This window comes from Actinoplanes sp. TBRC 11911, assembly GCF_012933445.1.
GTDB lineage: Bacteria > Actinomycetota > Actinomycetes > Mycobacteriales > Micromonosporaceae > Actinoplanes.
In genome coordinates, this window is sequence record NZ_JABBNC010000004.1 from 206,659 (window position 1) to 230,971 (window position 24,313).

The following is a 24,313-nucleotide window of genomic DNA, read 5'->3' on the forward strand; positions in this document are numbered from 1 at the left end:
GCCCGGAGCGAGGGGACGCTATGACGCAGTCGGTGGAGGGCCTGCTGCGGGAGCTCGCGCCGCAGGTCCTCGGGGTTCTGGTGCGACGCTACGGGCAGTTCGACGCGGCTGAGGATGCGGTGCAGGAGGCGCTCCTCGCCGCGTCGACGCAGTGGCCGCGTGAAGGGGTGCCGGAGAACCCCAGGTCGTGGCTGGTGTCGGTGGCGGGGCGGCGGCTGGTGGACGAGTTCCGGAGCGACAGCGCCCGCCGTCGCCGCGAGGTCACGACCGCTTTTACAGAAACATATCCGGAAATTTCGGATAGGGATGACACGCTGATGCTGCTGTTTCTGTGCGCCCACCCGGCTCTGTCCCCGCCGTCGCAACTTGCCCTCACGCTCCGGGCGGTCGGCGGCCTCACCACCGGGGAGATCGCGGCGGCCTTCCTCGTCCCGGGGTCCACGATGGCCCAGCGGATCAGCCGGGCCAAGCAAACGATCCGCAAGAGCGGCCAAGGCTTCGACGGCCAGCACGAGCGCGACGCTAGGCGCCCAGCCAGCACTGCTCCGCCCCAGGACCGTCAGCCGAGCTCTGCTTCGGAGCCGGGCCGTCAGCCGAGTTCTGTTTCGTACCCGGGCTGTCAGCCGAGTTCTGTTTCGCACCCGGGCCGTCAGCCGAGCTCTGCTTCGGAGTCGGGCCGTCAGCCGAGTTCTGTTTCGCACCCGGGCCGTCAGCCGAGCTCTGCTTCGGAGCCGGGCCGCCAGCCCAGCTCTGCTTCGTACCCGGGCCCCCGGCAGCCGCCCGAGGAACGCGCTGAGCGGCTCCGGGTCGTGCGGCAGGTGCTGTATCTGATCTTCAATGAGGGGTACACCGCGAGCGGCGGGCCGGACCTGCAGCGCGCCGACCTCACCACCGAGGCGATCCGGCTGACCCGCATGCTGCGAGAACTCGTCCCGGGCGATCACGAGACGACGGGGCTGCTGGCGCTGATGTTGCTGACCGATGCGCGGCGGCCCGGGCGTACGGCCGCAAATGGGGATCTGGTGCCGCTGGACCGGCAGGATCGCACGCTCTGGAGCAAGGAAATGATCGCCGAAGGCGTCGCCCTGATCTCCTCGGCGCTGGGGCGCGGGCCGGTCGGCCCGTACCAGATCCAGGCCGCCATCGCCGCCCTGCACGATGAGGCGGCCGATGACGCGCAGACCGACTGGCCGCAGATCCTCGCGCTCTACGACGTGCTCGAACGCCTCTCGCCCGGGCCGGTGGTCACCCTCAACCGGGCCGTCGCGGTCGCCCGCACCCAAGGTCCGCTGGCGGGGCTCGCGGTTCTCGGTGACCTGGACGGCGACGATCGGATGGCCGGCCACCATCGGGTCGAGGCGGTGCGGGCTCACCTGCTGGAACAGGCCGGCTTCCGGGAGGAGGCGCGCGCGGCGTTCCGGACCGCGGCGCGGCTGACCACCAGCGTCCCGGAACGCAAATACCTCCTCGCGAAGGCAAGTCTTACAACGCCCGAACAAAAGAATGAGCACTATGGGAGCCGTGCATGACACCCCCGCCAAGGGGCTCGTCCTGGTGGTGGAGGACGAACACCCCATTGCCGATCTCGTACGCCTGTACCTGAGCCGCGACGGGTTCGGCGTGCACGTCGAGCACGACGGGAGCGCGGGACTGGCCGCCGCCCGGCGTCTGCGGCCGGTCGCGTGCATCCTCGACATCGCGTTGCCCGGCATGGACGGCACCGAGATCTGCCGGCGGATGCGGGCCGACGGCGACTGGACGCCGGTCATCTTCCTCACCGCGCGTGACGACGAGATCGACCGCATCCTGGGCCTGGAACTGGGCGGCGACGACTACGTGACCAAGCCGTTCAGCCCGCGTGAATTGGTCACCCGGGTCAAGGCGTTGCTGCGGCGCGCGGGCGGAACGCCGGATCGCGTACGCACGCTCGGGCCGGTCACGTTGGACCCGGCGAAGCGGAGCGTCACCGTGGACGGCGCCGCGCTGAGCCTCACCCCGACCGAGTTCGACCTGCTCGGGCACCTGCTGGGCCGGCCCGGCCGGGTGTTCACCCGCGAGGAGCTGCTGGCCAGCGTCTGGGGGTACGCGTCGGCGGCGGGGACGCGTACGGTCGATGTACACGTCGCGCAGGTCCGGGCCAAGCTGGGCACGGCGGCGGCGCTCATCCGGACGGTCCGCGGCGTGGGTTACACGGCCGATGATTAGGAGTCTTACCGGCCGGGTCGTCCTGGTCACCGTGGCGACCGCCGTCGTCGCCGTGATCGTGACCGCGCTGGTCGCGGTGCCGGTCGCGGTCCGCGGGCAGAACGCGCAGCTCCGCACCGAGCTGGTGGAGAAGAGCGCTGTGGCCGTCGAGCTGCTCGCCGACGAGAGGCAGCCCGCCCGGGAACGCATCGTGCGGTCGCTGCGCCAGGACGGCATCGAGGTGTTCCTGATCCGGCGCGGGGTGGTCGACCACCCGGGCCTGCCGGATCGGGTCGTGCAGCGTGTCGCCGGCGGCACCCTCGTGGACACCCGGGCCGGCGGCAAGCTCGTCGTCGGGCGTCCGCTGAGCGGCGTGAACAGCGGTGTCGTGCTCACCCGCGACGCCGCGACCGGCATCGCGCTGCGGGTGCTCGGCAGCGTCTGGATCGCCCTGCTCGCCGGCCTTCTCGGTGGTGTGCTGGCGGGGGCGTTGCTGGCCCGGGTCATCGTCCGGCCGTTCCGGCTCGCCGCGAGCGCCGCCGGGAAGCTTTCCGCGGGTGACCGCTCGGTGCGGATCTCCCGGCGGGGGCCGGACGAGGCGGCCGAGCTCGCCGACGCGTTCAACCAGCTCGCTGCCGCCTTGCAGACCAGCGAGGGGCGGGAACGCGATTTCCTGCTGTCGGTCTCGCACGAATTGCGTACGCCGCTGGCGACGATCCGCGGCTACGCCGAAGCGCTGGCCGACGGGGTGATGGACGCGGAGAAGGCCGCCCCCACAATGATCGCGGAGGCGGAGCGACTGGATCGGCTCATCTCGGACCTGCTGGTGCTGTCCCGTCTGGAGGCCGCCGACCTGCCGCTGGACATCGTCGCGGTGGACCTGACCGAGCTGATCCGCGCGGCCGGCGACGCGTGGCGGGCACGATGGCCGGCCCTGACACTGGAATTGCCGGATCATCCGGTGGTGGTGCGCACCGACCCGGTCCGGATCCGGCAGGTGATCGACGGGCTCTGCGAGAACGCGCTGCGTGTCGTGCCCGCGGGCCGGCCGTTGGTGCTCGCGGTCCGCGACGAGACCCCGGTAGGCGGCCGCGACGAGGCCCCGGTGGGCGGCCGCGACGAGGCCGCGATGGGCGCCCACGACGCGGCCACGGTGGAGGTGCGTGACGGCGGGCCTGGCCTGACCGACGACGATCTCGCGGTGGCGTTCGAACGCGGCGCCCTCAACCGCAAATATCGCGGCGTGCGCAAGGTCGGCAGCGGTCTCGGCCTGGCCCTCGCCGCCCGCCTGGTGACCCGGCTCGGCGGCCGGATCACCGCGGGTCACGCGCCGGAAGGCGGTGCGATGTTCACGGTGCGACTGCCCTACTGAAGGAACTCGCCCATCGGCGAGAGCAGCAACTTGCCGAGGTCGGAGGCGATCCGGTCGAGATGCGCCCGTTCCTTGTCGGTGGCCGCCATGTCGTGCCGCATGCCCCACAGTTTCTGCGCGTTGCGCCAGGCGACGTTGCGGGTGTAATCAACCGCCTCGCCCTGCCACCAGTCGTCCAGGCATCCGTTCATCGTGTCGATGAGCAGCTGCCACTTGTCGAGGTACCCGCGGCGCAACCCGGGGATCGCCTCCGCGAAGATGTCGTTGACCTGCAGGTAGTCGTGGTGCTGGTCGCTGTCGTCGATCGGGTCGGTGCCCAGGTGGTCGAACGTGGTGACCAGCGCGAACGGCAGATCGAAGTTGATGTGCGCGTTGACCCCCGCGCAGGCGGCGGGTAACGGGCGGGCGTCGGGACCGGGGATGCGCGTGAACAGCCCGGACCACACCTTCGGGCAGCGCGGGCTGGCGTCCGGGCCGGCCCAGGCGCGCAGCGCGTCGAAATAGCGCGCGGCGAACTCGACGTCCAGCCTCGCCAGGAACGCCGGGTCCTTGAATCGGCCCGCGTAGAGACGCTCGAGAACGCTTTCGGTGATGGTCAGATACAGCTTGTTGAAGTCGCAGAGCGGGTTTCCACCCAGCAGCGGTGGGACGCGCCCGAGGATGTCCTGGAGCTTCGTCAACTGATCGACCACGGCGGGGACGTCGTCGGGATGGCCCTGGAGCAGCTCGGACATTTCCTGCTGCACCGGTCCCCAGACGGACTGGCTCATCGGATCCTCCCACGGAGTCATCGCGTCGGAGGGCCCCCAGCACCGCCCGGCGACTGTGGTCACCGGGCGGTGCTCCCCCGTGGACACAACCCTGTCACCGGGGACGTACGTAGGGATCGGTAGAACTACGTATTCCGCGTACGTAGGTCACGAAAAGGTCACGCCGCGGTCAGGAAAACCCGGCTGGCCTGCACTCTCGTGCGTACCTGAAGCTTGTCGAAGATGTGCCCGACGTGGACACCGACGGTGCGCTCGCTGATGAACAGTCGCTCGCCGATCTCCCGGTTGGTCAGGCCCTCGGCCACCGCGGCCAGCACCTGGCGCTCCCGCTGGGTGAGGACGCCCAGCTCATCGCCCTGTTCCGGGGCGGGCGCGGGCATCGAAACGGTCTCGGCGTCGTCGTCCGCGAGCGCGATCCGGAACCTCTGCGCGACGGTGCGGATCTCCGCCGCGAACGGCCGTGCGCCCATCGCGGTCGCCGTCCCGTACGCCTCCCGCAGCGCCGTGGTGGCCGCCAGCCGGCGTGGCCGGCGCTGCTGCAACGCCGCCTCGGCCTGACGCAACCGCGCGTACGCGCCGGGGTAGGGCTGGTGCCGCCGGTCCCATGCGGTGGCCGCCCGTAGCCACGGTTCGGGGTCGTGCCGGTCCTCGATCCGGCTGATCTCGGCGGCGCACAGATCCAGGTATCCGTCGATGACCGCGCGCACCGGGGAGGCCGCGTTGCCGACGCCCTTGGCCATCCGGTCGACCACCGTGCGCAACCGCCGGATCGCGCCCGGGTCGACCGGCTCGCCGATCGCGTGGGCCTCCGCCTCGGCCCGCAGGCCGTGCCAGGCCAGCACGCCGAGCAGCACCAAATCGTCCGAGCGCGTCTCCGTGAGGCCGCGCTGCACGGCCTGCCGGGCGGCCGCGTGCCGGCCCTGCCACATCGCCAGACCGGCACGCAGGGTGAGCATCGGCAGCACGTGCCGGGCGCCGCCACCGGCCAGCAGCGTCGCCACCGCCTCCAGGTCGCGGTGCGCGGCCTCGACGTCGCCGAAGCCGACCCAGAGCCGGCAGCGGGCCAGCAGCAGCTCGACCGCGTCCGCGCCGGACGGGCGGTGCTGCATCGCCGCTTCCAGCACGGCGTCGGCCTCGGCCCACTGGCCGACCCGGAACAGGCCGTTGCCGGCGATGGCGAGAAGGCGGGTCTGGTAGGTGCGGCCGACCCCGAGCGAGGCCAGCCGCTCCGCGCCGCGGCGGGCGACCAGCACTCCCTCCTCGATGCTGTTCAGCGGGCCGGTGAGCAGCTCGGCGAGATGCAGATACGCCACGCCCAGGTCGTCCGGGTGGCCGGAGCGCTCGGCGATGTCGACGGCGTTGCGGATGACGGCGAGCCCGGCGTCCGGGTCCTCGCGGAACGCGGCGCTGAAGCCGAGCGCGGCGGACGCGCGTACGAGATCGGCGGTCGAGCCGTTGACCTCGGCCATCTCCAGCGCCTCCTGCGCGCGGGCGTTGGCATCCGCGTAGCGTCCCAGGTGGAGCAGCAGCTCGGCCAGGTGCGCGGCGGCGGTGACCCGCTGACGCGGCGTGCAGTCCGGCGAGTCGAGGGCGCGTTCGTACTCGGTTTCCGCGGTCGCCGACCGGCCGGCGGCGGCCAGGTAACGCGCGCGGCGCAGGTGCAGGTCGACCTGGCCGGGCGCGTCCGGGCGGCCGGCCAGCTCCTCCAGCCTGGTCAGGGCGCGCTGGTGCTCACCGCAGAGGTGCGCCGACTCGGCCGCGTGCGCCAGCAGCTCGGTGCGTTCCGGGGCGTCGTCGGTGGTCAGGTCCAGCGCGAGCGACCAGTAGCGGTGCGCCTCGGTGAAGCCGTACAGCTTTTCCGCGCCGCGGGCGGCGGCGACCACGCTGGGCAGCGCCCGGGCCGGTTCCCCGGCCTGCCGCCAGTGGTACGCCAGGCGGGCGTGATCCGGTGCGCCCGGGGCGGCTTCGAGGGCCTCGGCGAACCGGCGGTGCAGGGCGGTGGCCTCGGCCGGCAGCACCTCGGCCGCGAGGATCTCGGCGACCAGCCGGTGCCGCAGCCGATAGCCGTCGGACGAGCTGGTCACGAAGCGGTGCGCGACGGCGGCCCGGATCGCCTCGATCAGCTGGTCCTCGTCCAGTTTGGTGACCTTGGCCAGGATGGCGTGGTCGACCGGCTCGACACCGGCGGCGACCGCGTGCACCACCGCGTGCGCGTTCGGCGGCAGCTCGTCCACCCGGGACAGGAAGATCTCGCGCAGCGTGTCGGACAGCTCGACCCGGCCGTCGCGCAGGTCACGAGACAGTTCCTCGGCCACGAACGGGTTGCCGCCGCTGCGCTTGTAGACCCGCTCGGCGTCCTCCGGTTCCAGGCCGTCGCCGGCGATCGCGTTGACCAGTTCCAGCGTCTCGGTCTTGTCCAGCGGGGCGAGGTCGACCACCCGCACCGAGCGCAGGCGGCGCAGCTCGGCCAGCATCCGGCGCAGCGGGTGCGCGCCGTGCAGCGCCTCGGCCCGGATCGCGGCGAGGACCGACAGCTTCACGTCGCCGAGGCCGGCGAGCAGGTAGAGCAGCAGCTGACGGGTGCTGCGGTCGGCCCACTGAAGATCGTCGAGCACGAGCAGCAGCCGCCGCTCGCCGGCCACCGCGGTCAGGTCGCGCGAGACCCGCTCGAGCAGCGCGCCGGCGTCGTCGGCTGCGGTTGTCGCGCCACTATGGCCGTACTGGCGCAAGGCTTGAAGAACCGGGTGCAATGGGGACGCATCGCCGATATCGAGGCAGGTCCCGGACAGCACGGCGAAACCCGCGTCACGCATGGCCCGGGCGGTCTCACGCAGCAGGCGGCTCTTGCCGATCCCGCTTTCCCCGGTGACGAACACCGCGGCCGTCCCGCCCGGTCCGGCGTTGCGCAGGTCGGACTCCACGTCGGTCAGCGTGCCGGTGCGTCCGACAAGCGGCCCGTCGTCCTCCTCGCTGGCCATGAAGGGCAGCCTAATCCGAATCGACGTAGCACGTTGTCGTCGGTTCGGCCCTTTCTTGGTCACAAAAATGACCGCCCCGGCAAGTGTCAGAGATACGTCGTTCTGCAGATCCGCCGGTGGACTCGGGCTGGCACCGTTCTCCCGGGGCAGATGCAAGTAGTGGGGGAGCGTGAGACATGACCGCAATCGCTATGGCGGAGCAGGAGCGGCGTCAGATGGTCACCGTCCTATTTCTCGACATCGTGGGGTTCACCGCGCTGGTCGACGACCTGGACTGTGCCGAGGTTCGCGCGTTGCAGCGCGACTACTTCTCCATCGTGTCCGAGGTGGTCCGCTCGGGCGGGGGAGTGGTGGAGAAGTACGTGGGGGATGCGGTGATGGCCGTCTTCGGCATCGATGAGGACGGCTTCGGACCGCAAGCGGCCGCTTCGGCGGTTCGAGTGGGCCTGTCGGTTCAGGAGAGGTTGAGGGGGCAACTCCTGGCCGGCAGGTTCGCTGTACGTACCCGGGCGGGCCTGGCCACCGGCGACGTGATCGTCGACACGGCCGCGGCGCGCGACTTCGGGCAGGCGATGATCAGCGGCAGCGTGGTGAACACGGCGGCGCGGCTGCAGGCGTACGCGCCGCACGACACCGTGGTGGTCGACTCGACCACCCGGGAGGTCACCGACGAACTGATCGCCTACCAGGAGCTGCCGCCCGTACGGGTGTCCGGCAAACCGTACCCGCTGGACCTGTGGCGTGCGCTACAGCCGTTGCGGGCACGACAGTTGGTGGGGGCCAACTGAGGGGGATGCTTGAACCCCGGCCGATCCCGGCCGGGGTTTAAGTGTTGTCTAATCCCTTTTGTCCGGATAGTTGGGCGTGATTCGGAGTGGCCGACGGCGACGTTCACCAGAACTGTCGGACCCTGCCGGTAGTCTCGCTCGCGTCTTGACCACTAGGGCCGATAGGAAGTGCCACCTCGTGACCGCGGAGATTCTGTACGGGGCTGATGACCTCACGCACCTCGAGGGGCTGGATGCCGTCCGGAAGCGCCCGGGCATGTACATCGGCTCCACCGACAGCCGGGGCATCAACCACCTGGCCAACGAGATCATCGACAACTCGACCGACGAGGGCGTCGCCGGGCACGCCACCAAGGTGTCGGTGATCCTGCACGACGACGGCTCGGTGCAGGTCGACGACGACGGCCGGGGCATCCCGACCGACATCAACGCCAAGTCCGGTATGAACGGCGTCGAGCTCGTGCTCACCCGGCTGCACGCCGGCGGCAAGTTCGGCGGCTCGGGCTACAAGACCTCCGGCGGTCTGCACGGCGTCGGCGCCTCCGCGGTCAACGCGCTGGCGCTGCGCTTCGACGTCACCGTCCGGCGCGACGGCAAGGTCCACGAGGTCAGCTTCCAGCGCGGCGTGCCCGGCTCGTTCGACGGCCCCGGGCCCGACGCCGCGTTCCAGCCCGAGTCCGGCCTGCGCATCGTCCGCAAGATGAAGCGCGGCGAGCCCAGCGGCACCTCGATCCGGTACTGGTACGATGCACGCTATTTCGAGACCGGCGCCCGGCTCGACGTCGAGTCCGTCCGCACCAAGCTGCGCAACACGGCCTTCCTGGTCCCCGGCGTGATGTATGCGTTGCGCGACGAGACCGCCGAGGAAACCACCAACGAGACGTTCCACTACCCGCACGGGCTCACCGACATGGTCGAGTTCCTCACCCACGCGGGCGACAAACCGGTCTCCGGCATCCTGATGGTCACCGGCGAGGGGACGTACAAGGAGAACGCCGCCGACGCCAACGGCGTCATGCAGTCCAACGTCGTGCGCCGGGCCGAGATCGAGGTCGCCTTCCGCTGGGGTACGGGCTACGAGCGCACCGTCGAATGCTTCACGAACACGATTCGCAACGTCCACGGCGGCACCCACCGCAAGGGGTTCGAGCGGGCGCTGGTGCGGGCGCTGACCGAGGCCATCCGTAACACGCGTGGGCTGCTCAAGCCCAAGGAGGACGTGCCCGTCCTGGACGACCTGCTCGAGGGCATGACCGCGGTTCTGCACGTACGCGTCCCCGAGCCCCAGTTCACCTCGCAGACCAAGGACGAGCTGTCCACCGCGGGCGTCACCCGGGTCGTGCAGGGGCTCGTCGAGGCGTACATCAAGGAATGGGTCGACGGGAAGAAGACGAAATCTGAGGCCCGCACCGTCCTGCAGAAGGTGGTCGACGCCGCGCGCGTGCGCCTCACCCAGAAGCAGCAGAAGGATGCGGCCCGGCGCAAGACCGCGCTCGAGGGCGCGTCGATGCCGCCCAAGCTGGTCGACTGCCGCTCCACCGGCATCTCCCGCAGCGAGCTCTACATCGTCGAGGGTGACAGCGCGCTCGGCACCGCCCGGATGGCCCGCTCCTCGGAATACCAGGCGCTGCTGCCCATCCGCGGCAAGATCCTCAACGTGCAGAAGGCGAGCCTGCAGCAGGTGCTCGACAACGCCGAGTGCTCGGCGATCGTGCAGGTGCTGGGCGCCGGTTCCGGCCGCACGTTCGACCTGGCCGCGATGCGCTACGGCCGCGTCATGATCATGGCGGACGCGGACGTCGACGGCTCGCACATCCGGACGCTGCTGATCACGCTGTTCGCCAAGTACATGCGACCGGTGATCGAGGAAGGCCGGCTGTTCGCCGCGATGCCGCCGCTGCACAAGGTGGTCACCAAGGGGCGCAACGCCGAGACGATCTTCACGTACACCCAGCAGGAGATGGAGAACACGGTCGGCCGGCTGGAACGCTCCGGCAAGACCGTGCAGAAGCCGGTGCCGCGGTTCAAGGGCCTCGGCGAGATGGACGCGGACGAGCTGTGGGACACCACGATGAACCCGGCGACGCGGACGGTCCGGCGGATCACGCTGCTCGACGCCGAGCGCGCCGAGGAGACGCTCGAACTGCTGATGGGTGAGCGGGTCGAACCCCGGAAGAACTGGTTGATCGAGGCCGCGGGCCGCATCGACCAAGAGACGATCGACGCCTGAGAGGTTCTGTTTTTCCATGGCACGCCGCAAGAACACCGAGAACCGCGTCGACCTGTCCGCGTTCGACCAGGCCGGCGCCCGGGTCATCGACAACCCGCTCAGCACCGAGGTGGAGGACTCCTACCTGGAGTACGCCTACTCGGTGATCCACTCGCGCGCCCTGCCGGACGCGCGGGACGGCCTCAAGCCGGTGCACCGCCGCATCCTGTGGTCGATGTCCGAGCAGGGCCACCGCCCCGACCGGGCGTACGTGAAATCGGCCCGCGTGGTCGGCGACGTGATGGGTAAATATCACCCGCACGGCGACGTGGCCATCTACGACGCCCTGGTGCGGCTGGCGCAGGACTTCTCGCTGAACGCCCCGCTCATCGACGGGCACGGCAACTTCGGAACTCAGGACGACGGACCGGCAGCCGCGAGATATACAGAAGCGCGAATGTCTCGTGAGGCGATGCTGCTGGTCGGGGAGCTGGGCGAGGGCACCGTCGACTTCAAGCCGACCTACGACGGTGACGACGTCGAGCCCAAGGTGCTGCCGGCGGCGTTCCCGAACCTGCTGGTCAACGGCACGTCCGGGATCGCGGTCGGGATGGCCACCAACATGATCCCGCACAACCTGGGCGAGGTCGTGGCGGCCGCGCGGCACCTGATCACGAACCCGGAGGCCGACCTCGACGCGCTGATGCGCTTCGTGCCCGGGCCCGACCTGCCCACCGGCGGTCAGCTGCTCGGGCTCGACGAGGTGCGCCGGGCGTACGAGACCGGCCGCGGCGTGGTGCGGATGCGCGCCAAGGCGCACACCGGGCAGCTCGAGGGCGGCCGGGGACGCCAGGCGATCACGGTCACCGAGCTCCCGTACGGCGTGGGCGCCGAGAAGATCATCGAGGCGATCACCGACGAGGTGAAGGGCAAGCTGATCACCTCGGGACCACGGCGCGGGCAGCGGCAGGCCGCTCGTCTGCAGGGCATCGCCGACGTCAAGGACCTCACCGACCGGGAGCACGGCACCCGGCTGGTGATCGAGTGCAAGGTCGGGGTCAACCCGCAGGCGCTGCTCGCCGACCTGTACCGCCTCACCCCGCTGGAGTCGTCGTTCGGCATCAACAACCTGGTGCTGGTCGACGGGCAGCCGCAGACGCTCGGGCTCAAGCCGCTGCTCGAGGTGTTCGTGAACCACCGGTACGAGGTGGTCACCCGGCGCACGGAGTTCCGGCGTGCCAAGCGCGCCGACCGTCTGCACCTGGTCGACGGCCTGTTGATCGCCCTGATCGACATCGACCGGGTGGTCGCGATCATCCGGGGCAGCGACGACGCGGCAGCGGCCAAGGCGGCGCTGATGAGCGAGTTCGGGCTCTCCGACGTGCAGGCGACGTACATCCTGGACACGCCGCTGCGCCGGCTCACCCGCTTCGACCGGATCGAGCTGGAGAACGAGCAGGAACGGCTGAACGCGGAGATCGCCGAGCTGACCCGGATCCTCGACAACGAGGACGTGCTCAAGCAGGTCGTGTCCGACGAGCTGGCTTCGGTGGCTGCGGAGTTCGGCGCGGCCCGGCGTACCACGCTGATCGACGGCGATCTGAAGGAGGTGCTGGCGGCGTCCGCGCCGGCCGGCCCGCTCGAGGTGGCCGACGACCCCTGCCAGATCATCTTGTCGGCGACCGGCCTCATCGCCCGTACGGCGGCCGAGTCCGAGGAGGCGACCGAGGGCCGGCGGCGGTCCGGCCGGGTCAAGCACGACGCCGTACGCGCGGTGATCCACTCAACCGCACGCGGCCGCATCCTGCTGATCACCAACCAGGGCCGTGCCTTCAAGACGGATGTGCTGCCGCTGCCGGTGCTGCCCGAGCAGTCCGGCACGGTGTCGATCCGCGGCGGGATGTCGGCCTCGGAGCTGGTGCCGCTGGAGGCCGGGGAGAAGGTCGTCGGGCTGGCGCCGCTGGCCGGTAACGGCTCGCCGGGCCTGGCGATGGGCACCCGGCTGGGTGTGGTGAAGGTGTGCGCGCCCGAGTGGCCGGTCCGCTCGGACGAGTTCGAGGTGATCACGTTGAAGGACGGCGACGAGGTCCTGGAGGCGGTCTGGCTGCTGGACGGTTCGGAGACGCTGGCGTTCGTCACGTCCGATGCGTCGCTGCTGCACTTCGCGGCGAAGAATGTGCGGCCGCAGGGGTTGAAGGGCGGCGGCATGGCCGGCATCAACCTGGCGGCCGACGCCGAGGTCCTCTCGTTCAACGTGGTGAACACAAAGGACGAGGAGCACGGCGAGCCGATGGTGGTGACCTCCACCGGCACGCAGGTGAAGGTGACGCCGTTCGCGTCGTACCCGGCGAAGGGCCGGGCGACCGGCGGCGTCCGCGTCCAGCGCTTCCTGAAGGGCGACACCCGCCTGGCGGTGGCGTGGGTGGGTCCGCGTCCGGTCGGCGCGTCCAGCACGGGCGACCCGGTCGAGCTGCCCGAGCCGGATTCGCGGCGCGACGGCTCGGGCGAGGCCGTGCTGATGGGCCCGCAGATCGTGGGTCACCTGATCGAGCGGGGCTGAGTCGCCGGGTGACCCGCCGACCGCGGGTCACCCGATTCGCGCGCCTGCTTGCCCAGCCGCTCCCGCAGCGGTTTCGCGCGGCCCGAGGCGTCAGGCGGGCCGGATGTTGTGGTTCATCCGGAAGATGTTCTCCGGGTCGACGTCGTGCTTGATCCTGGCGAGCCGGTCGTAGCGGTCCGCGCCGTAGACGAGCCGGACCTGCTCGGGTGTGGCCGCCTCCTCCTTGGACAGGAAGTTGATCATTCGGCGGTCGTCGACGGCCCACGGGTCGAACAGCCGGACCATCCGGTCGAGCCAGTCGCGCAGCGGGTCGGCCTGATCGGGGCCGCCCACCGCCAGGCCGAACACGATGTAGGGAACCCCGCGGGTCGGCACGGCGTTCGGCGCCGCGGGCTCCCGGTCGAGGGCGCCGCCCAGTGCGCGGATCTCGATGCCGAGCAGCGGATTGCCCGAGCCGGGCCCGGCAAAGCCGATCAGCGCGTCGAGCACCTCCGGCGAGAACTCGCGCAACGTGGTGGTCCGGTCGTAGAAGGGGATCGGCTCCATCGGGTCCATGTGGATCAGCGGGTTGTCGGTGTAGGGCATCAGCCGCACGCCGTCCATCAGCGGCGTGCCGGCCGCGCGGATCGGGGCGAGCAGCCGTTCCCCTTCGTCGGCCGCGCCCAGATACGCGTACCGCACGTGCACCACGAACGCACCACGCAGCGGCTCCGGAAGGTCGGGCATCGGTGGCAGCCGCATCACCCCGACCGAGGTGGTCGCCTGCTCCGGCAGCCCGGGTGCCCACCTCCGCCAGGCGTCTAGCACGTCCGCCGCCCGCTCCCCCGGGAAGAAGATGCCGCCGCCGTAGAACTCGGTCAGCTCGAACAGGTCGAACTCGATCGCGGTCACCACGCCGAAGTTGCTCTTGCCGCCGAGCAGTGCCCAGTACAGGTCGGGTTCGCTGTGCGGGGTCACCGCCCGCGACTGCCCGTCGGCGGTCACCACGTCGAGGCGGCGGACGTGGTCGGCGGCGTACCCCTGGGAGCGGGCGAACACCGGGCTCTGGCCGCCGCCGAGGGTGTAGCCCACCACGCCGACCCTCGGCGAGGACCCGGAGGCCGGCGCGAGACCGTACTTGGCCGCTTCGGCCGCCACCGTCCCCCAGCGCACGCCGGCCTCGACCCGGCAGGTCCGGGCGCCGGGGTCGATGCGTACGTCCTGCATGCGTGCGGTGTTGATCAGAATGGCGTCTTGTTCGCCGGTGACGACCTGATGACCGCCGCCGCGTATCGCGACCGGCAGGTGCTGCCGCGCGGCGAAACCGACCGCGGCCCGCACGTCGGCGGCCCCGGTGACGCCGACCGCCGCGGCCGGGCGCACCGGTTGGTTCAGGTCGAAGGAGGCCACCTCGGCCGCGTACCCCTCGTCGCCGGGCAGCAGAACCGGGCCGGCGACGGCATCCCGTAATTTCTTCATCGGGTAACCACACCAGTACCCGCCGTGCGCACGCCAGCGAACAGCCGACGAACCCGGCGACGGCTTTTGGCAGGCAACGGCAATTCGGCCAACGGCCGTGGGCGGACCCGAAAGCGTCAAATCCGGAAGGGGTGCGCCGCGTCGCCTTGGAGAGGTTCCGCGTGGTCGCCGAGCTGTGACCGCTTACTTGCTGGGCTCGGGGATGTCGCACTTGACCTTCGGGTTGACGCCCATCCAGTTGAGCGGGCCGGCGACCACGGTGACCGTCACCGTGCCGGCCTCGGCGCAACTGGTGTCGCCGGTGTCCTTGAAGTATCCGCGCTCGTAGGCGGCGACGCCGCCCAGGATCAGCCACAGCAGAACAATCACGCCGCCAATCGAACCTGCACGCATCGGGGGTCTCCTCGGTCGTGGGGATGACCGGGGGTTACCCAGCACGCGTCGATCTTTAAACGACCGCCTGGAGGGTGTACGTGTGCGGCAGCCGCTCCGGGCGATCGATGAGCTGGTATTCGCCGCCGCCGGTGTCGCGCATCTTGCCGGGGAGCGCGTTCCACGGCACGGTCGTGTGCTCGACCAGACCGGTGAGGGTCATGCCGGCTTCGAGCACGGCGGTGACGATCTCGCCGATGCCGTGGTTCCACGAGTGGGTCTCATTGTGGGTGAATGTGACGTCGGTTTCCACGTACGTGGTTTCCTCGTGCCACACCAGCGGATCCTGGTGCTCGAAGTACGGATATTTGAGGTCGAGTACCGCGTCGGAGCGTTCGTCGTCGATCGACCACAGCACCGGGTGACCGTCGCGGATGAACAGCCGGCCGCCGGGGCGCAGCAGCGAGGCGACCGTGCGGGCCCAGCGCTTCACGTCGGGCAGCCAGCACAGCGCGCCGACTCCGGTGTAGACCAGGTCGAAGCCGCCGCCGAGCACCTCGAAAGCGTCGTACACGTCCGCCTGTACGAATGAAATGTCGGCTTTGGCGGCCGCCGCCAACCGGCGAGCCTCAAATAGGGATTTGTCCGAAAAATCGAGGCCGGTCATCGCGGCGCCCAAGCGGGCCAACGACACCGTGTCCGTCCCGATGTGGCACTGCAGGTGCACGCCGCGCAGCCCGGACACGTCCCCGAGCAACGGCCGGTCGAAGCGCACGACCTCGCTGAGAAACGCGGGATCGTCGATGAAACGCCGCACCGCGTAACCCGGCGAAGCGGCGTGCGCCGGCGCGCGATCGTTCCAATTGGCCAGATTGACGGCACGATAGTCGGTCACGCGGGCACCTTAACGCCGCCGTCCACCGGTTTTCGGTCCGCTAGGCGTTAGGGTCTGTTCACCGTGCGGAAGGGGTCTGGGGTGCCGGCTTTGGGAAACAGGCGAACGACGGTGCGCGACGTCCGCCGGGCGAACCGGGCCAGCCTGCTCTCCGACCTGTTCCACGGCGGCATGCAGAGCCGCCTGGAACTCGCCGCGACCACCGCCCTGAGCCAGGCCAGCGTCAGCAACCTGATCGGCGAGATGCTCGACGAGGGCCTGGTCGAGGAGGCCGGCCTGGTCGACTCCGATGGCGGCCGGCCGCGCGTGCTGTTACGGGTGCGCCCCGGCTTCGGGTTCGTGGTGGGTGCCGACGTGGGCGAGACGCGGGTCCTGGTCGAGATGTACGACCTCGCGATGTCCCGGCTCGCGGCGGTCACGCTGGCGCACGACGACGATCCCGGCGAGGTGTCCGGTCGGCTGCTGGAGGGCCTGGCCGCGGTGATCGCCGAGGCGGGCGTCGAGGAGAAGGACGTTCTCGGGTACGGCGTGGGTGTCCCCGGCGTGGTCGACCGCGACGGTGTCGTCGACTCGCAACCGACCGGGTGGGACGCGGTGCCGCTCGGCGCGATGTTACGGGCGGGCACCGACGTGCCGGTCTTCGTGGAGAACGGCGCCAAGACGCTGGGCCAGGCCGAGATGTGGTTCGGCGCGTGCCGGGGCGTCCAGCACGCGGTCATCATCATGATCGGTACGGGCGTGGGCGCGGCCGTGGTCATGGACGGCCGGGGCTATCGCGGGGCGAACAGCAACGCGGGCGAGTGGGGGCACACCACGCTGATCTTCGACGGGGATCCGTGCCGGTGCGGGGCCCGGGGCTGCCTCGAGGCGTACATCGGCGCGGACCGGATCGGCCGCCGGCTGGCCGAGGCGACCGGCGAGGCGTACACGCAAGATCTGTTGCCGCACCTGCTGGCGGCGACAGAGATGCCAGCCGCGGCAAAAACCGTGTTCGCCTCCACGGTCGGCTATCTGGGTGCCGGCATCGCCGACCTGATCAACCTGTTCAGCCCGGAGCGCATCGTCCTGGGCGGCGAGACCGGAACCCTGCTGGGCCGCCGCTTCCTGCCGCAGATCCGCGCGGCCGCGGCCCAGCACGCGCTGCGGCGCCCGTACGCCCGGACCAGCATCGAGCTGTGCGAGCTGGGCCCGGACGCGGTCGCGATGGGCGCCGCCACGCTCCCGATAGGAATGTTGCTGGAGCAGGGCGGCCTTCACGAGAGCCAACCGGTCGGGAGCTGAGCCGGGAAAGCCGGACAATCCGATCTTCCCGATCCTCTATGCTGCGAATCACTCAACGCATTCGTGACAGAGGTGCATTGCATGGCGAGCGACGGTCGTGATCCTGAAGTACAGCGCCGGCGTCTCCGGGTGAAATTGCGGGTGGCGCGCGACGGCGCCGGATTGTCGCAAAAGGATGTCGCCACCGAGATGGACTGGTCGCAGTCCAAGCTGCTCAGGATCGAAGCAGGCACCGTCACCATTTCCACGAACGATCTCAAGGCGCTGCTCCGGCTGTACGAGATCACCGATCAGGCACAGATCGACGAGTTCGTCGCGATGGCCCGCGCGGTGAAGGCGCCGGCCTGGTGGTCGCCCTACCGCAATCAGTTGAGCAAAGAGTTCGCGACCATGCTCAGCTACGAATCGGCGGCTTCGATCATCCGTAACTTCCAGCCGCTGCTGATGCCCGGACTGTTGCAGACCGACGAGTACGCTCGCGCGACACTCGCGGAGATGACGGCGCCCCCGGTCGACAGCGACGCGATCCTGGTGGACAAGCTCGTCGAGGTCCGGATGGCCCGGCAGGATCTGCTCGGTTCCAGACCGGACCCACCAAAGCTGTTCTTCGCGATCGACGAGGCGGTTCTGTACCGAATGGTGGGCGGCCCCGGCGTGATGCGACGGCAGTTGGAACGGCTCCGGTCAGAGCTCGTCGAGCCGGCGACGACGATCTGGGTCGTGCCCTTCGCCGGCGGGCTCTACCAGTACATGCGGGGGTCGTACATGTTGCTGGAGTTGCCCTCCCCGGAGGTCGGCGACGACATCCTCTACATCGAGGATGCTCGCGGCGAGTGGATCATCCGGGATGACCTCGAGGAGACGGCCGGGTATCTGGAGGCGTTCTTCCAGATGGAACAGATCGCCCATCGCAATGAGGACGCGGTCGCCCTGGTCGACCGGGCGATCGCCGCGCTGGACCGCCCCGGACGCGACGACACCCCCGAGTCGTCTCACTGAGCCGGCAGATTGAACTCACCGTCGTGGATCCCGCCGAGAAACGCGGTCCATTCACTGCGGGTGAACGCCAGTACGGGGCCCTTTCCCGCGGCCTTCGTGTCACGGACGAGAATGGTTTCGTCGTGCGACCGGTACGACACTTCGACGCAATCGCCTTGGGCGCTGCGCGTGCTCTTACGCCAATTATCGTCGAGCGTATCCATTCGTCATCACCCATAAATGTAGAAGGCCACAAAATAGTCACGATACGCGGCCCGGCCGGATTTGGTGGCGATATGACGTAAGAGTCCGAAGTCGGGCTGCGCGCGAATTTCACGCGAACGCTATCAGCATGCGAGGCCGAGTGTCCACGAGCCTGATCGGCGCGTTTCGGGAGCCGGCCGCGAGAGCGTCGGCTGCCGTATATGACCAGGTAGACCCGGCGACCCGCCCGCTGCGGATTGCGCTTCGCAGTCCGCGCGCGAGCAATCTGCACCACGCAAAGTGCCACCTGGCGGGTTGCGCGGCGGCTTTCCGCCTTTATATTTATGGCGAAATCACTCGGCCGGTTGGCGAATAGCCTGTTGCGGGCGGGAAAAGTCAGAGCGCCATAGGGCGAAAAGATGCTTGGCATCGGGTACTGGATCTCGCATACTGAACACGGACCCACTGCCTCATGTCATCCGGCAGTGCCAATTTTCGAGGCTGCCACCTCGAATCGAGCCGGATTGTCCGCATTTTGTCGCGGGTGATCCGGCTTTTGGCCGCGCGAGCCTTTATTGGAGCTGTTCAAACGGTGCCGTTCTGCGGCAGAATTACTCTGTGTTAGTCATCCATCACCGATCGCGGTCGGGGTGACATCGAATCGAGAGCGGGAGGAGGTGCAACCGATGCGTACGCACTTTATGGACGTCGTGGGGGAGGCTATTCGGTCATGGCCGACAACGATCCGCCTCTGTGTGATCATCGTGGTGGCAGTCACGATGATTATCTACTTCTACCTGATGGGTGTTCCGGCCCTGCCGGGTCTCATGAAGTAGTGGGTCCCCCACCCTGAAGGCCCTCCTGTGCGGAGGGCCTTCAGCGTGATCCGCGGGTGCGCTCGATCGTCTCGCGGAACCAGTGGGCGCTCTGCTTGGGCGTACGGGCAAGGGTGTCGTAGTCGACGTGGAAGAGGCCGAAGCGCTTGGCGTAGCCCTGGGACCACTCGAAGTTGTCGAGCAGCGACCAGCAGAAGTAGCCGCGCACGTCGGCGCCGCGCGCGCACGCCTCGGCCACCGCGGCCAGATGCGCCGACAGGTATTCGGTGCGTGAATCGTCATGGATCGAGCCGTCCGGGGCGACGACGTCGTCGAAGGCGGCGCCGTTCTCGGTGACGACCAGCGGCAGGCCCGGGTAGTCGCGGGTCAGCCGCAGCAGCAACTGGGTGAAGCGGGACGGCGTGATCGCCCAGTCCATCGCGGTGCGCGGGGTGTCCGGCATGATGGCCCGGACCACCGGCGCGCCCGAGGCGTCGTGGGTGTTGCCCGCCTCGTCGGTGCCGGCGTAATTCTGTCCGAAGTAGAAGTTGCAGCCCAGCATGTCGAACGGCTGGGAGATCAGCTCGAGGTCGCCGTCCCGGACCGGGATCGTGATGCCCTGGTAGGCGAGATCCCGCACGACATCGGCGGGGTAGGCGCCGTGCCGCAGCGGGTCCAGGTAGAGGCGCAGGCCCATGCCGTCGGCCCGGTACGCCGCGCCGTGGTCGATCGTGCGGTCCGCGATCGGGTTGGCGGTGCCGGTGTTCAGCGAGATCACGTACGTGTGCGGGCGGGTCTCCAGCGCGCGCATCGCCTGCAACGCCAGGCCGTGGCCGAGCAGCAGGTGGTGGGCCGCGTCGATGCCGGCCTGCGGGGAGCGCCGGCCGGGCGCGTGCACCCCGGTCGCGTAGCCCAGCCAGGCCGAGCACCACGGCTCGTTCAGCGTGGTGAACGTGTCCACCCGGTCCTGCAGCCGCTCGAAGACCGTGGCCGCGTGGTCGGCGAACCGGTACGCGGTGTCGCGGTTCGGCCAGCCGCCCGCGTCCTCCAGCGCTTGCGGCAGGTCCCAGTGGTAGAGCGTCGCCCACGGCTGGATGCCGTTGGCGAGCAGCTCGTCGACGAGCCGGTCGTAGAAACTCAGGTCGGCGGCGCGCGGCCAGGCGATCGAGAACCGGTACGCGTCGACGCCCAGGCTCTTGATCAGCGCGACGTCGGCCGGCATGCGGTGATAGTGGTCGCACGCGACGTCGCCGGTGTCCCCGTTGGCGATCGCCCCGGGCGTACGGCTGAAGGTGTCCCAGATGGACGGCACCCGCCCGTCCTCGGCGACCGCGCCCTCGATCTGGTACGACGCGGTGGCGACGCCCCAGGTGAAGTCGCGGGGGAGGTGGGTGAGGGTGAGGGGAGCGGGACGGGTGGCGGGGATCAATGCTCTCCAGAGGCGACTGAGACGCCGGGGGAATCGGCGGCGTCGGCGGACGGATGCAACCAGCACGCGACGGTCCGGCCGGTGGCGTCCGGCCGTCCGAGCACCGGGATGGTAACCGAGCAGGGCTCGAAAGCCCGCGGGCAACGGGGATGAAAGGAACAACCCGCGGGCATGGCGGCCAGGTCCGGCGGCGAACCGGGGATGCCGGCCAGTTCCCGGCGCGGCCCGCGCAGGGCGGGGAAAGAGCTCAACAGGCCTTTCGAGTACGGATGGAGCGCGTCCCGATACAGCGTGGCCGCCGGTGCCTCCTCCACGATCCGGCCGCCGTACATGATGGCGATCCGGTTCGAGAACTCGACCAGCAGCGACAGGTCGTGCGTGATGAAGATGACCGAGAAGCCCAGGCGTTCGCGCAGCTCGATGAGCTGGCCCAGGATCTGCCGTTGCATCACCACGTCCAGTGCTGTGGTCGGCTCGTCCATGATGACCACCTGCGGCTGCAGGATCAGCGCCATGCCGATCATCACGCGCTGCCGCATGCCGCCGGACAGCTGATGCGGGTACGCGTCCATCCGGTCCGGCGAGATGCCGACCAGCTTGAGCATCTCCCGGGCGCGGGCCTGGCGGGTGTGCTCGCTCATCGACGGCTCGTGCGCCTTGAGCACGTCGGTGAGCTGGGTGGAGATTTTGTGCACCGGGTTGAGCGAGTTCATCGCGCCCTGGAACACGATCGCGGTCTCCGCCCACCGGAACTGCCGCAGCCCGTTGTCGGACAGGCTCAGCACGTCGTACGGCTCGCCGGACGCCGGGTGGTAGATCACCTGGCCGCCGCTGATCACCCCCGGGGGTGCGAGCAGCCGGGTCAGGCCGTACGCCAGCGTCGACTTGCCGGACCCGCTCTCCCCGGCCAGGCCGAGGACCTCGCCGCGGTGCAGGGTCAGGCTGACGTCGCGGACCGCTCGCACGGCCCGGTCGCCGAGGCCGTAGTCCACGTCGAGGTGGCGGATCTCCAGGATCGGGTCCATCTACTTGCCTTCCCGCGGGGCGGACAAAACGGGGGTGAAGCCGATCCGCATCCGGACCGTGCCACCCGAGGCGGTCTTCAGTTTGGTCGTGCCGGCGCTGCGCAGTCGCGGGCTGACGAACTCGTCGATCCCGAAGTTGATCAGCGAGAGCGCGGTGCCGAGCAACGCGATCGCCAGGCCGGCCGGCACGAACCACCACCAGGCGTGCTGGCCGAGCGCCTGCTGACCCTGCGCCCAGAACAGGACGGTGCCCCAGTTCCAGCCGTCGTTCGAGGTGATGCCGATGAACGCCAGGGTGATCTCGGAGAGCACCGCGAAGATGACCGTGCCGACGAAGCCGGACGCGATCACCGCGGTCAGGTTGGGCAGCAGCTCGAAGATGACGATGCGCCACGTCTTCTCGCCGCTGGCCCGCGACGCCTCCACGTAGTCGCGCCGGCGCAGCGACAACGTCTGCGCGCGCAGCACCCGTGCGTTCCAGGACCACGAGGTGAGGCCGATGACCAGCGCGATCAGGGTGTCGCTCGCGTTCTCCAGGATCGAGGTGATGATGATCATCAGGGGGATCGCCGGGATCACCAGGATCACGTTGGACAGCACGGACAGCGCGTCGTCGGTCTTGCCGCCGAGATATCCGGCGGTGACGCCGATCAGCACCGACAGCGTGGTCGCGATGAGGCCGGCCAGGAAACCGACGTAGATGACGCTGCGGGTGCCCACCAGGATCTGGCTGAAGATGTCCTGGCCCAGGTGCGTGGTGCCGAACCAGTGCGCACTCGACGGCCCCTGGACCAGGTCGTTGCCGCGCGCGCTCGGGTCGTACGGCGCGACCCACGGCCCGATGATCGCGAACAGCACGTAGATGCCCAGGATGACCAGTCCGGTCGCGGCTTTGCGGTTACGGACGAACAGGAAGCGTCGACGCATTCCTCAGCCCTCCTTGCGGGTACGCGGGTCGAGGAGCAGGTACGCCACGTCGGCGAGCAGGTTCGCCACCAGCACCGAGATCGTGAGGACCAGGAAGATGCCCTGCATCAGCGGGTAGTCCTTCGCGCCGAGCGCCTGGACCAGGGTGAAACCCAGCCCCGGGTACGAGAAGACGATCTCCACTAGCAGCGTGCCGCCGACGATGAAGCCCAGCGCCAGCGCGAAGCCGGAGACGCTGGGCAGCAACGCGTTGCGGGCCGCGTACGACAGCGCGACCCGCCGTTCGGACAGCCCCTTGGCGTGCGCGACGGTGATGTAGTCCTCCGACGCGACGGTCACCATCATGTTGCGCATGCTCAGGATCCAGCCGCTGACCGAGGAGATCAGGATGGTCAGCGCGGGCAGCAGGCTGTGCCGGATCGCGCTCGGGATGAAGTACTGGTCGAACGCCGGCACCAGGCCGGAGTCGAAACCACCGGACGACGGGAAGAAGCTGCCCGGCCCGGTCAATAAATAAATCGCGATGATCCCGAGCCAGAAGTACGGTACCGACGAGAAGAACGTGGTGACCGGCAGCAGACCGTCGGTCCACGAGCCACGCCGCCATCCGGCCAGCACCCCCAGGCCGGTCCCGAGAAAGAAGCTGACGATCGTGGTGATGCCGACCAGCAACACCGTCCAGGGCAGGGCCTGACCGATCACCTGCGACACCGGGGCGGGGAAGAACGTGAACGACAGACCGAGGTCGCCGTGCAGAATCTGCTTCCAGTAGTCGATGTACTGGCTCCACAGGCTCTGCTTCTTGTCGAGCCCGAAAAGCACGTACAGGGACTGGATGGCCTGGGTGGAGATCTGGCCCTGGTATTTGGCGATCAGTGACTGCACCGGGTCGCCGGGCACCAGCCGGGGAATGAAGAAGTTCAGGGTGATCGCCGCGAACGCGGTGAACAGATAGAACGCGATGCGCTGGAGGAAATACCTCATGCCACGCCCTCCGAGGCTGCTTTTTCCTGGTCGTACAACCAGCACGCGGCCCAATGCCCGGGCCGGTCACCGATCTCGATCCGGACCGGCAGATCGGTGGTACACCGGGCCATGGCCATCGGGCAGCGTGGATGGAACCGGCAACCGGTCGGCGGCTCGATCAGGCTGGGCGGCTCACCGTTACCGCGGTCGGTCGCTAGCTCGCCGGCATTTCCGGTAAGGCGGTCCGGGTCCGGCGCCGAATCGATCAACAGCCGCGTGTACGGGTGGGCGGGGGTCTGCGTCACGGTTTCGCTGTCGCCGCCCTCGACCATCCGTCCCGCGTACATCACCAGCGTCTCGTCGGCGAAGTAACGGGCCGACGCGATGTCGTGGGTGATATAGAGGATCGCCAGGTTCAGCCGTTCCTTGAGGTCGCGCAACAGGTTCAGCACGCCCAGCCGGATCGACACGTCCAACATGGACACCGGCTCGTCGGCGAGCAGGGCCTCGGGCCGGGCGCCGAGCGCGCGGGCGATCGCGACGCGCTGCCGTTGCCCGCCGGAGAGCTCGTGCGGGAACTTGTCGAGGTACCGCTCCGGCGGCGTCAGGCTGACCCGGCCGAGCAGCTCGTGCAACGCGGCCTCGAGATCGTCGCCGGTGTTGTGATGGATCTTCAGGGCGCGGGTCAGGTGATAGCGGATCGTGTGCACCGGGTTCAGCGAGGCGAACGGATCCTGGAAAATCATCTGGACCCTTGCCGCGTACGCCCGGAAGCCGCGGCCGCCGTTGACCGAGGTGCTCGCGCCGTGCAACCTGATGTCGCCCCCGGTGCGCGGATACAGCTGGGCGAGCAGGCGGGCCACCGTGGACTTGCCCGAGCCGGACTCGCCGACCAGCGCGACCACCCGGCCGCGACGCAGGGTGAGGTGCACATCGTCGACGGCGTGCACCGCGGAGTGCTCTTTCCGAAATATTTGGCGCAAACTACGGCGTACGGGGAAATGCTTGGTCAGGCCGATCGCCTCAAGCACCACCTGTGTCGACGTCATCCCAGGAGTTCCTTTGTACGGGCTGCTCCCGCACGGGCGTACGGGAGCAGCCT

General features: G+C 69.4%; 20 protein-coding genes. 9 read left to right on the forward strand and 11 right to left on the reverse strand.

Annotated elements, in window-relative coordinates; genetic code table 11:
* Positions 1–20: 20 nt before the first annotated feature.
* Genes HH310_RS43640 through HH310_RS08640 form a run of 3 tightly spaced genes read left to right on the forward strand, consistent with a single transcriptional unit; the run spans position 21 to position 3,556 of the window.
* A complete protein-coding gene (locus HH310_RS43640; RefSeq protein ID WP_169174901.1) occupies positions 21–1,529 on the forward strand; it encodes an RNA polymerase sigma factor in 1,509 nt (502 codons plus the stop codon).
* Positions 1,513–2,205 carry a response regulator transcription factor gene (locus tag HH310_RS08635; protein ID WP_169174902.1) on the forward strand — a complete coding sequence of 231 codons (693 nt, stop codon included), beginning with the start codon at positions 1,513–1,515 and terminating at the stop codon, positions 2,203–2,205. The genes HH310_RS43640 and HH310_RS08635 overlap by 17 nt, the downstream gene beginning before the upstream one ends.
* On the forward strand, positions 2,198–3,556 hold the full coding sequence (locus HH310_RS08640) for a cell wall metabolism sensor histidine kinase WalK (protein WP_169174903.1): 1,359 nt from the start codon (positions 2,198–2,200) through the stop codon (positions 3,554–3,556). The genes HH310_RS08635 and HH310_RS08640 overlap by 8 nt, the downstream gene beginning before the upstream one ends.
* On the opposite strand, the gene HH310_RS08645 is transcribed toward HH310_RS08640, so the two are convergent.
* Positions 3,550–4,326, reverse strand: coding sequence for a DUF5995 family protein (locus HH310_RS08645; protein ID WP_169174904.1), 777 nt, complete (start codon positions 4,324–4,326; stop codon positions 3,550–3,552). The genes HH310_RS08640 and HH310_RS08645 overlap by 7 nt on opposite strands.
* A gap of 158 nt (positions 4,327–4,484) precedes the next feature.
* Positions 4,485–7,304: a helix-turn-helix transcriptional regulator gene (locus HH310_RS08650; RefSeq protein WP_169174905.1), complete on the reverse strand. Its 2,820-nt coding sequence runs from the start codon at positions 7,302–7,304 to the stop codon at positions 4,485–4,487.
* A 176-nt stretch (positions 7,305–7,480) separates the two neighbouring features.
* Here HH310_RS08650 and HH310_RS08655 point away from each other — a divergent pair, with 176 nt between their 5' ends.
* The 3 genes from HH310_RS08655 to HH310_RS08665 all read left to right on the forward strand — a co-directional run bounded on the left by HH310_RS08655 (position 7,481) and on the right by HH310_RS08665 (position 12,861).
* Positions 7,481–8,092 (forward strand): adenylate/guanylate cyclase domain-containing protein, encoded by a 612-nt coding sequence (locus tag HH310_RS08655; RefSeq protein WP_169174906.1) that lies wholly within the window; start codon positions 7,481–7,483, stop codon positions 8,090–8,092.
* A gap of 145 nt (positions 8,093–8,237) precedes the next feature.
* Positions 8,238–10,322 (forward strand): DNA topoisomerase IV subunit B, encoded by a 2,085-nt coding sequence (locus tag HH310_RS08660; RefSeq protein WP_211191911.1) that lies wholly within the window; start codon positions 8,238–8,240, stop codon positions 10,320–10,322.
* A 16-nt stretch (positions 10,323–10,338) separates the two neighbouring features.
* On the forward strand, positions 10,339–12,861 hold the full coding sequence (locus tag HH310_RS08665; protein WP_169174908.1) for a DNA topoisomerase (ATP-hydrolyzing) subunit A: 2,523 nt from the start codon (positions 10,339–10,341) through the stop codon (positions 12,859–12,861).
* A 90-nt stretch (positions 12,862–12,951) separates the two neighbouring features.
* On the opposite strand, the gene HH310_RS08670 is transcribed toward HH310_RS08665, so the two are convergent.
* The 3 genes from HH310_RS08670 to HH310_RS08680 form a co-directional block, all read right to left on the reverse strand.
* Positions 12,952–14,319, reverse strand: coding sequence for an FAD-binding oxidoreductase (locus HH310_RS08670; protein WP_169174909.1), 1,368 nt, complete (start codon positions 14,317–14,319; stop codon positions 12,952–12,954).
* Between the two features lie 183 nt (positions 14,320–14,502).
* On the reverse strand, positions 14,503–14,712 hold the full coding sequence (locus HH310_RS08675; protein WP_169174910.1) for a hypothetical protein: 210 nt from the start codon (positions 14,710–14,712) through the stop codon (positions 14,503–14,505).
* Positions 14,713–14,767: 55 nt separating this feature from the next.
* Positions 14,768–15,586 carry a bifunctional 2-polyprenyl-6-hydroxyphenol methylase/3-demethylubiquinol 3-O-methyltransferase UbiG gene (locus HH310_RS08680; RefSeq protein WP_169174911.1) on the reverse strand — a complete coding sequence of 273 codons (819 nt, stop codon included), beginning with the start codon at positions 15,584–15,586 and terminating at the stop codon, positions 14,768–14,770.
* 90 nt (positions 15,587–15,676) lie between these two features.
* On the opposite strand from HH310_RS08680, the gene HH310_RS08685 reads away from it, so the two are divergent.
* Entirely contained in the window at positions 15,677–16,867 is a 1,191-nt protein-coding gene (locus HH310_RS08685; RefSeq protein ID WP_169174912.1) for an ROK family protein, read from the forward strand.
* An 81-nt stretch (positions 16,868–16,948) separates the two neighbouring features.
* Complete coding sequence (locus tag HH310_RS08690) at positions 16,949–17,866, forward strand: helix-turn-helix transcriptional regulator (protein WP_169174913.1); 918 nt, start codon at positions 16,949–16,951, stop codon at positions 17,864–17,866.
* On the opposite strand, the gene HH310_RS08695 is transcribed toward HH310_RS08690, so the two are convergent.
* Positions 17,860–18,069: a DUF397 domain-containing protein gene (locus HH310_RS08695; RefSeq protein WP_169174914.1), complete on the reverse strand. Its 210-nt coding sequence runs from the start codon at positions 18,067–18,069 to the stop codon at positions 17,860–17,862. The genes HH310_RS08690 and HH310_RS08695 overlap by 7 nt on opposite strands.
* Before the next feature lie 666 nt (positions 18,070–18,735).
* Here HH310_RS08695 and HH310_RS08700 point away from each other — a divergent pair.
* Complete coding sequence (locus HH310_RS08700) at positions 18,736–18,885, forward strand: hypothetical protein (protein WP_169174915.1); 150 nt, start codon at positions 18,736–18,738, stop codon at positions 18,883–18,885.
* A gap of 40 nt (positions 18,886–18,925) precedes the next feature.
* On the opposite strand, the gene HH310_RS08705 is transcribed toward HH310_RS08700, so the two are convergent.
* The 5 genes from HH310_RS08705 to HH310_RS08725 are packed head-to-tail and all read right to left on the reverse strand — an operon-like array spanning position 18,926 to position 24,260.
* Positions 18,926–20,293 (reverse strand): GH1 family beta-glucosidase, encoded by a 1,368-nt coding sequence (locus HH310_RS08705; protein WP_169174916.1) that lies wholly within the window; start codon positions 20,291–20,293, stop codon positions 18,926–18,928.
* On the reverse strand, positions 20,290–21,318 hold the full coding sequence (locus HH310_RS08710) for an ABC transporter ATP-binding protein (protein WP_169174917.1): 1,029 nt from the start codon (positions 21,316–21,318) through the stop codon (positions 20,290–20,292). Before HH310_RS08710 ends, HH310_RS08705 begins: the two co-directional genes overlap by 4 nt.
* A complete protein-coding gene (locus HH310_RS08715) occupies positions 21,319–22,245 on the reverse strand; it encodes an ABC transporter permease (protein WP_169174918.1) in 927 nt (308 codons plus the stop codon). It lies immediately after the preceding gene.
* Positions 22,246–22,248: 3 nt separating this feature from the next.
* The gene (locus HH310_RS08720; protein ID WP_169174919.1) at positions 22,249–23,229 is read right to left on the reverse strand and encodes an ABC transporter permease; all 981 of its coding nucleotides are present in this window, start codon (positions 23,227–23,229) and stop codon (positions 22,249–22,251) included.
* Entirely contained in the window at positions 23,226–24,260 is a 1,035-nt protein-coding gene (locus tag HH310_RS08725; protein ID WP_169174920.1) for an ABC transporter ATP-binding protein, read from the reverse strand. Before HH310_RS08725 ends, HH310_RS08720 begins: the two co-directional genes overlap by 4 nt.
* Positions 24,261–24,313 lie beyond the last annotated feature (53 nt).